11 protein-coding genes are annotated in these 16,308 nt (G+C 37.1%); all 11 read right to left on the bottom strand.

Going from position 1 to position 16,308, the window contains the following annotated elements:
* Window positions 1-554 precede the first annotated feature (554 nt).
* Genes A6I66_RS05665 through A6I66_RS05615 form a run of 11 tightly spaced genes read right to left on the bottom strand, consistent with a single transcriptional unit; the run spans window position 555 to window position 16,086 of the window.
* Complete coding sequence (locus tag A6I66_RS05665; RefSeq protein ID WP_067146474.1) at window positions 555-1,787, bottom strand: glycoside hydrolase family 117 protein; 1,233 nt, start codon at window positions 1,785-1,787, stop codon at window positions 555-557.
* Between the two features lie 21 nt (window positions 1,788-1,808).
* On the bottom strand, window positions 1,809-2,840 hold the full coding sequence (locus A6I66_RS05660; protein WP_067146472.1) for an L-rhamnose/proton symporter RhaT: 1,032 nt from the start codon (window positions 2,838-2,840) through the stop codon (window positions 1,809-1,811).
* 41 nt (window positions 2,841-2,881) lie between these two features.
* A complete protein-coding gene (locus A6I66_RS05655; protein WP_067146470.1) occupies window positions 2,882-3,928 on the bottom strand; it encodes an aldose epimerase family protein in 1,047 nt (348 codons plus the stop codon).
* A 9-nt stretch (window positions 3,929-3,937) separates the two neighbouring features.
* The gene (locus tag A6I66_RS05650) at window positions 3,938-5,032 is read right to left on the bottom strand and encodes a mandelate racemase/muconate lactonizing enzyme family protein (RefSeq protein ID WP_067146468.1); all 1,095 of its coding nucleotides are present in this window, start codon (window positions 5,030-5,032) and stop codon (window positions 3,938-3,940) included.
* Window positions 5,033-5,046: 14 nt separating this feature from the next.
* Complete coding sequence (locus A6I66_RS05645; RefSeq protein WP_067146466.1) at window positions 5,047-7,230, bottom strand: glycoside hydrolase family 3 C-terminal domain-containing protein; 2,184 nt, start codon at window positions 7,228-7,230, stop codon at window positions 5,047-5,049.
* Window positions 7,231-7,235: 5 nt separating this feature from the next.
* A complete protein-coding gene (locus A6I66_RS05640; RefSeq protein WP_067146464.1) occupies window positions 7,236-8,810 on the bottom strand; it encodes a sulfatase family protein in 1,575 nt (524 codons plus the stop codon).
* Between the two features lie 16 nt (window positions 8,811-8,826).
* Window positions 8,827-10,281, bottom strand: a complete 1,455-nt coding sequence (aldA, locus tag A6I66_RS05635; protein WP_067146462.1) for an aldehyde dehydrogenase — start codon at window positions 10,279-10,281, stop codon at window positions 8,827-8,829.
* A gap of 18 nt (window positions 10,282-10,299) precedes the next feature.
* The gene (locus A6I66_RS05630) at window positions 10,300-11,703 is read right to left on the bottom strand and encodes a sulfatase (protein WP_067146460.1); all 1,404 of its coding nucleotides are present in this window, start codon (window positions 11,701-11,703) and stop codon (window positions 10,300-10,302) included.
* A gap of 22 nt (window positions 11,704-11,725) precedes the next feature.
* Window positions 11,726-12,490 carry an SDR family NAD(P)-dependent oxidoreductase gene (locus A6I66_RS05625; protein WP_211267536.1) on the bottom strand — a complete coding sequence of 255 codons (765 nt, stop codon included), beginning with the start codon at window positions 12,488-12,490 and terminating at the stop codon, window positions 11,726-11,728.
* Between the two features lie 26 nt (window positions 12,491-12,516).
* On the bottom strand, window positions 12,517-13,533 hold the full coding sequence (locus A6I66_RS05620; RefSeq protein ID WP_067146457.1) for a zinc-dependent alcohol dehydrogenase: 1,017 nt from the start codon (window positions 13,531-13,533) through the stop codon (window positions 12,517-12,519).
* 15 nt (window positions 13,534-13,548) lie between these two features.
* Window positions 13,549-16,086 (bottom strand): glycoside hydrolase family 2 TIM barrel-domain containing protein, encoded by a 2,538-nt coding sequence (locus A6I66_RS05615; protein ID WP_067146455.1) that lies wholly within the window; start codon window positions 16,084-16,086, stop codon window positions 13,549-13,551.
* Window positions 16,087-16,308: the final 222 nt, after the last annotated feature.

The following is a 16,308-nucleotide window of genomic DNA, read 5'->3' as shown; positions in this document are numbered from 1 at the left end:
AAATAGTTAGTTTTAGTTATTCCTTAATTTAGAGTCAACTATTAACAATAGCTTAACACCTAAAGGTTAACAATTGCTAATTTATAAATACCATTAAGCGACACACAAAATTGAGACTCGATTAAAACTAGACAAACTCAAAATACACTGATTTTCAACAAGTTAAAACTAACATTTATTCCCTTTGTACAGATTTTGTAAGTGAAAATCTATAAAAATATAGGGGGTAATTCGACTTATTTTCACATTTCTTTAACTATTTACACCTATTAAACGTTAAATTATTCTAAAAAAGAAGACCATGCAAGCCAAAAAACAAGCAATTTTATCAATGTCGCAAAAATGATCTCTTTTAATTTCATATTACAAAATTTAAATGCTCTTTTATTAACAAATAGAAACTTGACATGTCATGACATCTTATTCAAGATTTTCTGATTTTGAAGCATTTTTATCTAACCATTTGAAGCTGGATTAACCTAAATATTTGGCAAAAAAAAAGCCTTCTAAAAAATTAGAAGGCCCTCACAAAGTAAAAAATAACAAATATAAAATTATTCCCGCTCGTTACTTTCACCTTTGGCAACATGAGTTGTTTTTCTATGCGACTCAAAACGCATAATACTTTGATAATCGTAAGAATTATAAATATGTGATAAGCCCCAACGTAAAATTTCGGTTGGTTCTTTTTCTACATCTGCCGTTCTATTTAATCCAATAGCGTGTGCATTTACTCCTGGAATAACCGACATAATTTCAAAATTAATTCCATCTTCAGCCCATTGAATGGTATTTTTCTCTGGACCATCAGTAGTAATTAATGAAGCAATACCGCCATTATACGGCCATACACAAATTTCATGACCACTATTACTAATTGGGTTATACGGTGATTTTACATATGGCCCTTTAGGATTATCGGCAATAGCCACACCATGACGAATTTGACGTCCGCCAAAAGTAATCGCTTCACCCATTTGCTCACCTTTATAATACAAGTAGAATTTCCCTTTATAAGGAATAATACAAGGATCGTGTACTTTATGGCTATCGAAATCTCCTTTTTTCTCTACTAAAAATCTGTTTTGCTCAGTTCCTTTCCAAACCCCATTATCTGCTGGACTTAAAATTGGCTCTTCACTTTTGGTCCAAGGACCATTTGGTGAATTCGACCAAGCCAAACCTACTTGATTTTTAACACGCACATTGTAAGGTGACTTTACGGTTTGGTAACATAAGTAGTACATACCATCGTGTTCCATAATTTCCACAGTAAACACCGAACGGTCGTCGTAACTACCTTTCTCACCTCTTGGCACTGCCATACCTTCTTCTTTCCATGTCCAACCATCTTCTGAAGTTGCATACCAAATATCACATCGATCCCATGGGAATACTTTATCATTTTCAATATCGCCAGCAAAACCATCCGTTTTTCCTGTAGATTTTGAATACCACACATAGTATTTCCCGTCGTGCTTAATCATCGCACTTGGGTCACGACGCACCACGCCTTCTTCATAAGCTAAATCACCTTTTAAAGGTTGAAGTTGTGAAAACTCTATAAACCATTCGTTACCCAAATCGGTTGGCCATTGTAATGCTCTTTTTGAAGCAGCACTAAGATGATTGGCATCCGTGATACCTAAAAAGTCAATTTGCGCCTCTGTTGGCGTTGTGTCTGTTGTTTTGGTTTCTTCAGGTTTTTGAGGGTTCTCAGGTTTCTGATTACAAGCACTCATCATAAGTATTAAAGCTAATACGGTTAAATTTATTTTATGTCTCATGTTAATATATAGTTTTTAATTTTATAAAAAAGCAATGATTAATACACCAATGATCATGGCTGCTAATCCCAAATATAAAGCTGATTTTGCTTTTACAGGCGCCCCTTTCCATTCGTGAGCAAATACTCCTGCTGTTACTGCTGTCACAACCGACAAGGTATTGAAAATAGCATAACCAATAGAGCCTCCTTCACTACCTAAAACAAAGGATGAATAGGCAAATACGATTGAGGCAGCAAAATTTAAGGCTGCCATAAGTCCGGTTAAACTGATGTTTTTTCCAGCTTCTGGCACTTTAAAACTTCCCCACAGTTTCTTTTTGCTTAACATAATAACGAAGTATGGTACCACAAAAACACCACCAGATACATACACGATAAACATAGAAGCCACAGACGTTAACCAAGCCGCATTGCCTTGAGCTACAACCATATCGCTAATAATATTTTTAGCTACTTCACCTTCGTGTGTAATTTCTAAAGCCACATTAAAACCAGTACATAAAACACCTCCAATAATGGCAATTATAATACCTGTAAGCATGGAACCATCATAAGTTTTATTGCCATCGGTATTCTCTTTAGCCGAACGCAATATTCCTGCTCTACCATTTAACATGATACCCGAAAAAATGATAAGGATGCCAACTAAAATGGTTATGATTTTCGCTCTATTGATACCTCCGGTTTCTAACTCTGGAAGACCAGACAGCCCCCATGGTAATAAGGAGCCTACAACGATAATAGTACCTATAAAAATGGAAAAACCTAATGACATCCCGATATAGTTGATGGCCTTTCCCCAAAGCATCATACCTACACCCCATAGGAATCCTGGAATTAACATTTTTAGGAGTACTGGAGCTCCTACATCGGCTAGCACTTGACTAAAGTTATTAATCATAGAAAAGGCTACCACAAATGGTATCACCCATAACATAAATAAGTAACATAAACCCCATGCATTTTCGAAGGCATAGTTTTTTATGTATTTTTCGGGCATGGCCCAAAAGCCGAGCATAATGCCCGCGGTAATCGCTAATAAAATTCCCATAGTTTAATTTATTAAGTTAATGGTTTAATTGGTTCATGTTTCTACCAACCAAATTTAAAAATGGTGGTACTTTTAAAGGTGTCGCCAGCCTTGGTTACAGACTTTGGAGCCCCCTCAATGTTTGGTCCGTTTGGATAGCGGTGTGTTTCGCAACAAAATCCGCGGTATTTTCCAAATTTCTGACCGTTTTCACGTTGTAAATCGTCTGATGTGTATTTGCCCGTATACAGTAACATACAAGGCTCGGTGGTGTACACATCTAAACGTCTTTTTGTATTTCGATCTGTTATTGATGCCGTGTGTTTTAACTTAGAATCGTCGCCATCAAAAATGTAGAAATGCTCGAAACCATCGTTCATTTGTTTATGCACATCGCCAATAACTTTTCCGTCTCTTAAATCGTCAGCTTCTCCTTCAACATTTAAAATCTCGCCTGTAGCAGCTCCAGTTTCATCGGTTGCTAAGCGTTTATCGGAAAACACTTTGGCGGTATGATTTTCTATGTTTTCTGAAAACCCAGATAAGTTAAAATAGGTATGATTGGTTAACGACAATGGGGTGTCTTGATCTGGCGTTCCTTCGTACTGAATGGTTAATTCGTTATTGTTATTAAGTGTAAAGATTACTGAAACCTTTACATTACCAGGAAACCCTTCTTCTAAATCTTGACTTAACAAAGTCATTTTAATGGCTGAAGCATCTTTCGTATCCACTATGGAAGCTTCCCATATTTTTTTATCGAAACCTTCAACACCACCGTGTAAATTATTATCGCCTGCGTTTTTTGCTAACTGAAACGTTTTTCCATTTAAGGAAAACTCAGCATTTTTTATTTGTGAGCAATAACGTCCAACAGTGCCACCAAAATAAGGCGAATTGTTTTTGTATGCTTCAGAAAAATAACTCTCTAAAGTATCGAATCCACAAGTTATGGTTTCAATGGTTCCGTTAGCTTTAGGCACTTTTATAGAAGTGATTGTCGCGCCGTAATTGGTTATTTTAACTTCAACACCATTGGCGTTTGATAAAGTAAACAACGCAATATCTTGATCTTTTAATTGTCCGAAATTCGTTTTTAATATCTTCATAAGTAGGGTTTAGTTTTGTTCGTACGGACTTAATTTTTCCCAATTAAAAACAACACCAACACCTGGATAATCTGGTGCAACGGCACGGTGATTCTCTACCACTAAAGGTCTGGTTGTATATTGGTCGATTGGGAAACTATGCACTTCTAACCAACCTGAATTTGGTTGTGCAGAAACTAAACTCACATGTAATTCTTGCATCCCATGCGAACAAGCTGGAATACCATGTTTATCGGCCAATCTAGCAGCTGCTAACCATCCTGTAACCCCACCACAATTTGAAGCATCAGGTTGAACAAAAGATAGCTTTGATTGCTCCATAGCATACTCAAACTCGTGAATGGTATGTAAATTTTCACCCATTGCTAAAGGAAACCCTGTAGCATCAACAATTTCGGCGTAGCCTTTATAGTTATCTGGAATGATAGGCTCTTCAAACCAAGTAATGTTTTGGTCTTTAAACCCTTCAATGGCTTTAATAGCTTGCTCTACGGTCATCGAATAATTCGCATCTACCATAAAAGTTACATCTGGCCCAATATATTCGCGAACCGCTTTGATACGCTCTAGATCTTCCTCTAAATTTTCACGTCCGATTTTAATTTTTACGGCATTAAATCCGCTTTCCAAATAGCCTTTCATATTACTTAAAAGCTTCTCTATTGGAAACATTAAATCGATTCCACCGCAATAGGCTTTACAAGTATTTCCTGCGCCACCAGCCATTTTCCAAAGTGGTTGTCCTGCTTTTTTACAACGAATATCCCATAAAGCAATATCGACTGCTGAAATTGCAAACGAAGCGATCCCACCACGGCCTACATAATGAATGTGCCATTCTAAGAAATCGTAAACACCTTCTACATCGGTACCATCTTTACCAATTAAAGCTTCAGTAAAATCGTGTTCTACCATGGCCTTAATGGCAAATCCGCCTTTTCCGCCGGTGTAAGTATATCCTGTGCCCTCGGTACCATCTTCTAAAGTGATGGTAACCGTTACCAATTCAAAATGATAGTGATCGCCATGTTTAGCGTCGGACATCACCTCTGGTAAAGGCACAGTGAATAATCTTGTTTTTATGTTTGCTATTTTTGTACTCATAATTTTATGCTTTTTTAATGTAATTTAATCCCAAATTCAACCGGTTTTGAAGCGCCGAGCTTTGCACTTCGCTCACTTGGCAGGGCGTTAGAAATCGCAATTTTATACCGCCCTTTTAGCCATGCTTTTTTGCCTTCTAAATCGGTTTGATAAAAATCTTTATCGGTTAAAGTAAATGTCAATTCTTGTGATGCATTAGGTTTCAAGGCAATCCTTTTGAAGGCTTTTAAGGCATATTTTGGAAGAAAGCCTTTGTTGTCTTCAGGAATTAAATAAACCTGTACTACATCTTCTAAATAGATATCACTTTGATTTTTTACGTTAATTGAAAATGAAACCTCTTCCCCTTTTTTAATCGTTTTAGACTTTGGCGAAACGGATTCAATTGAAATTTTACCATAACTCAATCCAAAACCAAAAGGATACATCGGTTCTTTTTCCATGTATTTATACGTGCGTCCTTTCATGCTATAATCATCGAAAGGTGGTAATTGCTCCACGTTTTTAGGAAATGTAATTGGTAAATGCCCTGAAGGTGATACATCGCCAAAAATAACATCGGCCACCGCGTTTCCGCCTTGTTCGCCAGGGTACCACATTAAAACTATGGCATCTACATAAGGCTCTACTTCTTCTAAAGACACCGGACTTCCTGTACCTAGAACAAGAATTAGCGGTCCTTTTTTGTTTTTACTGACATCTTTAATGTAGTCGATTTGACTTTGTGGTAATTTTAAATCTTGTCTATCGCCTTTGTGTTGTGAGGCAATAGCATCGACTTCTTCGCCTTCTATTTCGTTTGAAATTCCAGCTACTAAAATGGTAGCATCAACAGTTTTAGGTACTTGTACTGCCCAATTTAATGGGTTTAAATTATTTTGAAAAGGTAAAACACCAAGACGGTATTCTACGGAAGTACCTAATGACACCTTATCGGCAACACCTTCTAAAACCGTTACCATATTTGGAGACATCCCGTAATAATTCGCGATTAAAATTTCGGTTGAAGCCGCGAAAGATCCTGTAACATACAGGGATTTTATATTTTTATCTAATGGTAAAACGTTGTTCTCATTTTTCAATAAAACGATTGATTGTTGAGACGCTTTACGCGCTATGTTTTTATGTTTTTCGGAATTGATCACTTCTGTTCCCAGTTTGGTGTATGGGTTACTAGCATCAGAATCAAAAAAGCCTAGTTTAAATCGGATTAAGAATAATTTTCTCAAACGCTCATTTATCAAGTCTTCAGAGATAAGTCCTTTTTTTACGGCAGATGCTAACTTTTGGTAAACCCATCCGCAGTTTAAATTCACACCTGCTAACATGGCAAGCGCAGCTGCTTCTTCTTGAGTTTTTGCTTTTTTATGACCTTTCATAATATCGCCCAAAGCCCCACAATCGGAAACAATATAACCGTTGAAACCCCAAGCTCTCTTCAAGGTTTCATCTAATAAAAACGTACTACTTGTTGATGGCTCGCCGTAAACAGCATTGTAAGCCCCCATAACCCCTTGCACATGGCCGTCTTTTACCAAAGCTTCAAAAGCTGGCAAGTAAGTTTCATATAAATCTAATTTAGAAGGATTTGCATTAAAACTATGACGTAAAGCTTCCGGTCCCGAATGCACTGCAAAATGTTTGGCACAAGCAGTCGATTTAAAATACTTCTCATTATCGCCTTGTAAACCTTCAACAAAGGCTACGCCTATTTTAGAAGTTAAAAACGGATCTTCACCATAGGTTTCTTGTCCGCGACCCCAACGCGGATCTCTAAAAATGTTCACGTTTGGGGACCAATAGGTTAATCCGGCATACATGCCACGATTACCAATCGATTTTGATACTTGAAATTTGGCTCGTCCCTCATCTGAAATCGCATTAGCAACTTCCTTAATTAATTCTGGGTTAAACGTGGCGCCCATAGCGATTCCTTGTGGAAAAATAGTTGCTTTTCCGTTTCGAGCAACCCCATGTAAGGCTTCATTCCACCAGTTATATTCAGGAATTCCTAAACGTGTTATGGCTGGAGAGTCTGACATAAATTGACTGCATTTCTCCTCTAAAGTCATAGCATCAAGCAAGGCGTCTACCCTTTTATCAAAAGGAAGAGCTTCATCAAACCAAACAAAAGATTGTTGGCTATTTGCCTGAAACAGACTTATAAAAAGACTTAAAATGAAGACAGATTTACGCATAAATTTTATTTTAATTCTAAATCTTCTATGTTTGAATAGGCATTACCACGTTTTGCATTGAAATGCTCAACCATCCTTTTTAACTGTTCTGGGTTGGATTCAGCAAGGTTTTGTTGCTGACCAGGATCTGTTTTCAGATTATACAATTGATATTCTGGAGAAATCCCGATTTCAATTTGAACATCTTCATAATAACTTTTGCCTTCGTATGGCGGAATCATAATCCAATCGCCTTCACGATACGCAGTTCTAGTATTCGCTTCTAATATTAAAGACTCACGTCCCTTTTGACTTTCGCCCAAAAATGCTTTTAAAATATCTTTACTATCTGAAGGTTTTATGTCACCATCAATAAGCGTTGCAAATGAAGCCATTAAATCCACCTGACAGACTAAAGCATCAGAAACTTGTGGTTTAATTTTTCCTTGCCAATAGGTAATGAATGGTACATGCGTACCTGCTTCAAACAAACTGTATTTTCCGCCACGTAAGCCACCTTTTGGATCGTGATCTCCTAGTTTTTCTACCGCATCATCTTCATAGCCATCATTTAAAACAGGGCCATTATCACTTGAAAAAACGATTAAAGTGTTTTCTAAAAGTCCTTCAGACTTAAGGGTATTTATAAATTCACCAATAACCCAATCGGCTTCTAAAATCACATCGCCACGAGGTCCTAAACCAGATTTTCCTTCAAAACGCGGATGAGGCGTTCTAGGCACATGTGGTTGCTGTAATGCGTAATACAAGAAAAAAGGTTGATCTTTATGGTTTTTCACGTAAGTCTGTGCTTTCTCTAAAAAGTGATCGGCCATATCGATATCTTTCCACTTGGCTGCTTCACCACCTTTCATATAACCAATTCTAGGAATACCGTTTACGATACTGTTATTATGCCCATGGTGCCATTTCATTTTAAGCATTTCAGGGTTTGTAATTGCTGTTGGCTCGCCTTCAAAGTTTTTATTATAATTCACTTCAATAGGGTCGTTTGGATCTAATCCAACCACATCACCGTTTTCAATATACACCGTTGGCACTCGGTCTTGAGTCGCTGCCATGATGTATGAATAATCAAATCCTACTTCGTTAGGACTCGGTGAAATGTGTTTATTCCAATCGACATGCCCAGAACCTAAACCTAAATGCCATTTCCCTACAACAGCTGTTTCATAACCTTTAGATTTAAAAAGTTTTGGAAGTGTTTCCTGAGTAGTCGAAATTAATAAAGGAGCCGTTCCTGGAAGGATTTTAGCATCCTTATTACGCCAAGGATACACCCCTGTTAATATGCCATAACGGCTTGGTGTACACGTTGCAGAGGTTGCATAACCATTTGTAAAGCGTACACCACCGTTAGCCAATTTATCAATATTTGGTGTTTGTAAAGCCGTTGCACCGTAGCAACTTAAATCGCCATACCCTAAATCGTCTAAATAAATAACCACCACATTAGGTTGTGTTATGGTTTTTTCAGCTTTAATTTCAGCTTGTTTTTTATCGCTTTTACAATGTATAAAAGTGATGCTTAACACCGCTAAAAGAAGGTATTTGAATTTATTCGGATTAGGGAAAATCATAATATTGACGTTTTAATTAAGCTTTATGTTTAATGTAGAATGTTTTCTTTTCTAAATACTGTTCGAAACCGTATTTACCATCTTCACCACCAGAACCTGATAATTTATATCCGTTATGGAAACCTTGGTGTTGTTCACCATGTCCTCTATTTACATAGATTTCACCGTATTCTAACTCATCATTACACTTCATAATGGTGTTCATATCGTTAGTGAAAACCATGGCTGCTAAACCGTATTCACAGTCGTTTGCATAACCAATAACTTCTTCAAAAGAAGCGAATTTAAGTACTGGTAAAATAGGTCCGAATGACTCTTCATGAACAATCGTCATATCCTGTGTTACATTGGTTAAAACCGTTGGTTCGAACCAGAAACCTTTTTCAAATTGAGCGCCTTCAGGACGTTTTCCTCCTGTTGCTACAGTAGCGCCTTCTTCAATAGAAACGGCCACTAAATGCTCCATGTGTTTTAATTCTGAACCGTTTACTTTTGGTCCCATATCGGTTTCTTCTAACATCGGATCACCCACTTTTAAAGTTTTCACTTTAGCAATGAATTTTTCCATAAACACATCGTAAATACCTTCATGCACATACATACGTTCGTTACAGGTACATACTTGTCCGCAGTTATCAAAACGAGAATGTAAAGCCGCTTCAACTGCTGCATCGATATCGGCATCTTCAAACACGATAAATGGTGCTTTTCCACCCAATTCTAATTGAACATGTGTTAAGTTATTTGCTGCTAATCTTGCAATTTGCTGTCCTACAGGAGTAGACCCTGTCATGGTTACCATTTTGGTAATTGGATTTTCCACTAAGGCGTTCCCCATAACACGACCTGGGCCGGTAAGGATATTGATAACACCAGCTGGAATTCCTACTTTGTTAGCTAAATTCCCTAACTCTAAAGTGGCTAAAGGCGTTTCGGAAGTTGGTTTAATAACAATCGTATTTCCTGCCACTAAAGCAGGACCTAATTTACGACCAGCTAAAGCTAATGGAAAATTCCAAGCGGTAATGGCAACAACCACACCACGAGGTACTTTTTGAATCCAAATTTGCTCGTTAGGGTTGTCTGAAGGAATAATATCCCCTTCAATACGACGTGCACCTTCACAAGCATATCTAATAAATGAAGCCGTAACAGAAACTTCAAAACGGGCTACCTTTAGAAGTTTTCCTTGCTCTTTAGTTAATAAATTGGCTAAATATTCGTTATTAGCGTCTATTTCATCCGCCAATTTATATAATAATTCAGCACGTTGACGCGCTGGTAATTTTTTCCACTCTTTTTGAGCTTTATCGGCAGCTTCTAAAGCTTCATTAGCTTCTTCAGCAGTTCCGTTTTGTACGCGCGCTACAACTTCTTCAGTTGATGGGCTTACAATATCAATTGTTTCTCCTGATGTTGATGTTCTCCATTCTCCGTTAATGAATAACTGATAGTCTTTTATTTTTGTCATAATTAACCGTTTTAATTATTAGTTTCTGTATTTATCTAGTCGCTCTATGGCGTCTTTTTCGTATTGATGTTTTAGCATCCATCGTGGGCGTTCCAAAGACACTTCCCATTCAAAAAATTGCTTATATAAGTCGTTTACAATGTCTGGATGCGTTGTCGCTAAATTGTTAACTTCCGATTCATCTTCAGCCAAATTGTACAATTCTGCAGGGCGATCTGGATAGCGAATTAATTTCCAATCCTGGTGTCTAATGGCACCTCTAACCTCTTTCTTCCAATACAATGTTTCGTGAGGTCTCGATTTGTTTTCGCCTGTTACGAATGGCAACAGGTTAACACCATCTAAACCAGTAATTTGCTTTTCATTACCTCCTGCTAGATTATAAAACGTAGGAAATAAATCTAAGGTGCTTATGGGGTATTGGTAAGTTGTATGCTTTTGTTGTTGATTTGGTAAGGCCATTAAAAAGGGTACACGAATACCGCCTTCCAAATGATTGGCTTTAGTGCCGCTTAAAGGTTTATTTAAAGATGCATTGGTATCTGAAGGACCGCCATTATCATTGGTAAAAACAATAATGGTGTTATCCCGTATACCTAGCTCGTCTAATTTATCGAATACTTTTCCGCAGGCACGATCTAAAGCCAAGGTCATAGCTGCTAAAGTTTTTCGTTTGCCTTTTAACTTAGGAAACTTTTTTAAATCGTCTGGATGCGCTTCCATGGGTGTATGCACCGCATTAAACGACAAATAGACAAAAAATGGTTGTGCTTTGTTTTCTTCTATAAATTGAACCGTTTCATGAGCCAAGGCATCGGTTAGATACTGTTTAGACTCTTCAAAACTGCCAAAACCACGTTCCATGCGATCTTCTTTTCTAGAACTTTTATTATTCTTGTCAAACTCGTAATAACTTCTCGCACCGCCTCTGAATCCGTAAAAGGTATCGAAACCGCGTTTTGTTGGATGAAAACGGTCGGCGTTACCCATGTGCCATTTTCCGAATAAAGCCGTTTTATAACCATGTTCTTTCAGGTATTCTGAAATTAATTTTTGATCAAGTGGTAAGCCCATCTCATCGCCCGTAGTTCCTGAAGCACTCATGTAGCCAGGTACATTGTTTTCTTCGTAACCAAAACGCTGTTGGTATTTCCCGGTTAAAATCCCAGCTCTTGAAGGACCGCAAACCGCCGCAGATACGTAAGCTTGAGTAAAGCGAATGCTTTGTTCAGCCAGCTTATCTAAGTTTGGGGTTTTGAATTCCTTACTGCCTTGAAATCCAAAATCGGCATAACCCGCATCATCAGATAAGATGAATATGATATTAGGCTGATTTTGACCATATACAAATGAAAACACTCCAAAAATAAACGCTGTTAAAATTGGAAATTTATAAGGTATTATGTTTAGAGTGTTTTTCATATTTATTTAATTGTGGAATAGATTAGCGTCCCATCCAACCGCCGTCTACCAATACGATAGAACCGTTCATGTAGCTAGCAGCTTCTGAAGCTAGGAATACGCTTGGGCCAGCAAAATCTTCTGGTTTCCCCCAACGTCCTGCTGGAATACGCGATAAAATAGACTCTGCACGCGCTGGATCGTTTCTTAAAGCTTCAGTATTATCTGTAGCGATATATCCTGGAGCAATGGCGTTTACATTCACACCTTTTCCTGCCCATTCGTTAGCAAAAGCCATGGTTAACTGACCAATAGCGCCTTTACTAGCCGCATAACCTGGTACAGTAATCCCACCTTGGAAGGTTAATAATGAAGCTGTGAAAATGATTTTTCCAGCGCCTCTTGCTACCATTTCTTTTCCGATTTCACGAGTTAAAATGAATTGTGCATTTTGATTTACCTCAATCACTTTATCCCACATCTCATCTGGATGTTCAGCAGCAGGCGTTCTTAAAATAGTTCCTGCATTGTTTACTAAAATGTCAATTTGTGGATGATCGGCTTTAGCAGCTTCAATAAATTTATAAAGCGATTTTCTATCTGAAAAATCACATTGATACGCCGAGAATTTTTTTCCTCTAGCTTCCACTTCTTTGGCCACATCACTTCCCGATAATTCTAAAGATGCCGAAACACCAATAATATTTGCACCAGCTTCGGCCAAACCAATAGCCATAGCTTTACCAATTCCTCTTTTACAACCTGTAACTAAAGCTGTTTTTCCTTCTAAACTGAATGTATTTAAAATGCTCATTTTTATTTATTTTTTAGAATTTATAACTGACAATCCATTAATACTTTTAAGCCATCAGGATTGCTGTCTATGTTTTCGAAAACTTGTTGAATGTTACTTAAAGGCTGTACATCGGTAATCATCTCTTCAAACGGTAATTCGTTTGCTGTGATCAGTTCGATAGATTTTTCATAATCTTCCTTCTCATAAACACGAGCCCCAATTAAGCTTAGTTCCTTCCAGAAAAATTTAAATAAATCCACTGGTTTTTTCTCTCCGTGAATAGCTACCATCACGATACGACCGCGAATTCCAGCAACTTCACACATAATATCTAATGCAGGTTGTACGCCAGCCACTTCAAAAACCACATCGGCTCTACGGTTTTCTGTTTTACTTTTTACGTATTCCACTAAATCCACATCCATCGGACTCACAGCATCAAAACCAAGAGCTTTTGCTTTTTCAATACGCTTCGGATTCACTTCAGAAATGATTACTTGTGCACCAACTTCTTTAGCCACCATAGCCACTAACAAACCAATTGGACCACCACCTAAAACTACAGCAGTTTCACCTTTTACTAAACCACTTCTACGTACATCGTGTGTTGCAACCGATAAAGGTTCAATTAAAGCAGCCAGTTTTAAATCGGTTGTTTCTTTTAATTTATGTAAAGTAAATGTAGGTACGTTCCAATATTGTTGCATGGCCCCTTCACTATCGATTCCAATAAATTTTAATTCTTCACAAATGTGATTGAAACCTTTATCGGAAGCTTTTACCTTTCTATCATCCAACGGACGAACCACAACTTTATCTCCAACGGCATAATCGGAAACACCATCGCCAACGGCATCAATAACCCCAGACATTTCATGCCCGATGGTTACAGGAATGTTTACACGTTTATCCATCATACCGTGGTAAATATGAACATCGGTTCCACAAACACCAACATAAGCGACTTTAATTCTAACTTCGCCAGCAGCTGGATCTGCCATTTCTTTTTCAATTACTTTGAAGGTTTTATCCCCTTCGTAACGTGTTGCTTTCATATCTTTTTAAATTTTTTATTTACTTTTTATTGAAATCGTTTCCGTTTTTAATCCGCGACCTTTAGCCTTCACATGAATGGTTCCTGGCGTTCCTGTAGCCTGAATAACTACTAAAGTTTTACCGTTATGCGTGGTGTTTATGTTAGACTGAAAAGGTTGTACACTCTTTTTCCAACCGTTATCGACACCTAATAATTTGGCAGGTCCAGAAATTTCAAAATGAATTTCACGATCGTCTGTAGCAACAGGATTTCCATGTTTATCTTCCAATTGCAACACAATATTTGATACATCGTAATGATCTGCATCAAGTGTTAAGTCATCAGCTATTAACTCGATTTCAGAAGATTTCGTGGCAGTAACAATCTTCGATTCTGTTACAACACCATCTTTAGAGCCTTTAGCCAGTAAAGTTCCTTCCGCAAAAGGCACACCCCACTTATAGATATGATCTTCGAAATCTTTTAAATATTTTTTCCCTAGAGATTTATCATTTAAAAACAATTCAATTTCATCGCAATTTGAGTAGATTTCAACCGAAATCATTTTCCCTTTTTCATAGTTCCAATAGTCATTTACATCTTGCCATTCCCAAAGGGCGTGCTTCCATTTATTTGGGTTTTTAGCCACGATATTGCCTTTGTCATCAATTTTATTTAATGACTTTTCAATGGTTTGTGTCGCAATATGAATCATTGGTTTTTCGGTCCATAAGGATTGCATCATATAGTAAGACCCTTTTGGAAAACCAGCGGTAGTTAACAAGCCAGAAGGTTGTACTCGTACTGGCCAAGGCGATCTAATTTCACCCATATAATCAATACCTGTCCAAAGAAAAGTTCCAGAAATAAATGGACGCTCCATAATGGATTTCCATTCGTGGTACTGGGCTAAATTTTCGGTTCCCATGATTGGTTTATCCGGATAGTTTTCGTGTCCGTAATCATATAAAATACGTCGGTAGCTATACCCAACCACATCTAAAGCATCGGTGTATCCAGACAAATGACTTACCGATGGTAATATTAAATTTGCTGTAACAGGACGTGTTGTATCTAAAGCTTTTGTCCAGCGTGATAATTTTTGAGCCGTTTCACCAATATCGTATTTACCTCTTGGCAGCGTTTCTAGTTGTTCCTTAATTTTTTCTGGAGAATATGGCGGCTGATCCCAAAAGTAATTTCCGTTCCAATTCATATTTCCAAAAAAACCGGTTGCATCGGCATTTCTTGGGTAAGTCCACTCAATTTCATTACCAATACTCCACTGAAAGATTGAAGGGTGGTTACGATGACTTAACATGATAGCCGTTAAATCTTTCTTTGCCCATTCTTGAAAATGTTCTTGATAACCACGAGTAACGTAATCGACACTTTTTTCATTGGTGTTTAAACGTTTATCTTTAGGGTTATCCCATTCATCAAAAAACTCATCTTGCACCAAAAAGCCCATTTCATCACATAATTCTAAAAATTCCTTTGAAGCTGGATTGTGAGAAATTCTTATGGCATTCACACCACCATCTTTCAAAATTTTAAGGCGTCTTTCCCAAACATCTTTTGGCACTGCTGCTCCTACGAGTCCGCCATCATGATGCAAACACACACCTTTAATCTTCATGTTTACACCATTTAAAAAGAAACCTTTATTGGTGTCAAAATTAATCGTGCGGATTCCGAATGGGGTTTCAACCACATCAATAACACTATTGTTTTTACTAATAGTTGTTACAGCTTTGTATAAATATGGTGAGTTGACACCCCAAAGTTGTGGATGGTTCACATTTAAATCCTGAGTGATTTCTGCTTTTGATTGCGCTTTAATAGCTAATTCAGAACTTGTTTTTGCGATTTCATTTTGGTTAGCATCAAAAATCTTAGTGGTAACAAAAACTTTTTCATCTGAATTGTATCCATTATTAAAAGTCAAATCTATTTGAACCTTTGCTAGATCTTTAGAAACAGAAGGCGTTGTAACAAAAGTCCCCCAAATAGGAATATGAAGTTTATTGGTAGTCACTAATTTTACATTTCTGTAAATTCCTGCCCCTGTATACCAACGGCTATCAGCAAAACGACTATGATCTACCTTCACTATAATAGTATTAGGTTTACCATTTGTATTTAAATACGGTGTTAAATTGTAATAGAAAGGTGAATAACCATAAGGGTGAAATCCTAATTTGTGACCATTTATATATACCTCTGAATTATTATATACCCCATCAAAAAGAATATAGGTTAATTCATCTGATTCTGTTTTTAAACTAAATTCCTTTTTATAATAGCCATAACCTACACTTGGTATAAAACCAGTAGCTTTAGCATCGTCGCCTAAAGATTCATCAAAACCATTTTCAACAACCCAATCATGAGGCAGATTAACTTTTTTGAATTTAGATTTGTTTATAGTCTTATAATCTACATCGGAATCGCTTAAATAAAAGCCCCAATCTAAATTAAAGTCCAATTCTCTATCAAATTCACTATTATTTTGAGAATAAGATAAAAATTGAACACAAATAATAAAAACAACACAAAATAGATTCTTCATTTTTAATAAATTATTAGAATACAAAAATGGTTTATAATATTAGATCAACAGGGAATTAGCACTAGACTAGAACTGTACAATAGTTACCATACCTCGATTTTTAACTACAAAAACACTCAACAAGCTGTTAATAACGTATGTATTTACATCATAAATAGATTAGTCTAAACCTAAATACGAAACCTTAAGATCACTTCAAAACTTATACTTTACATATAATAA

Source organism: Pseudotamlana agarivorans, assembly GCF_001642835.1.
Taxonomy (GTDB): domain Bacteria; phylum Bacteroidota; class Bacteroidia; order Flavobacteriales; family Flavobacteriaceae; genus Pseudotamlana; species Pseudotamlana agarivorans.
This window is presented reverse-complemented; position numbering and strand designations above follow the sequence as displayed.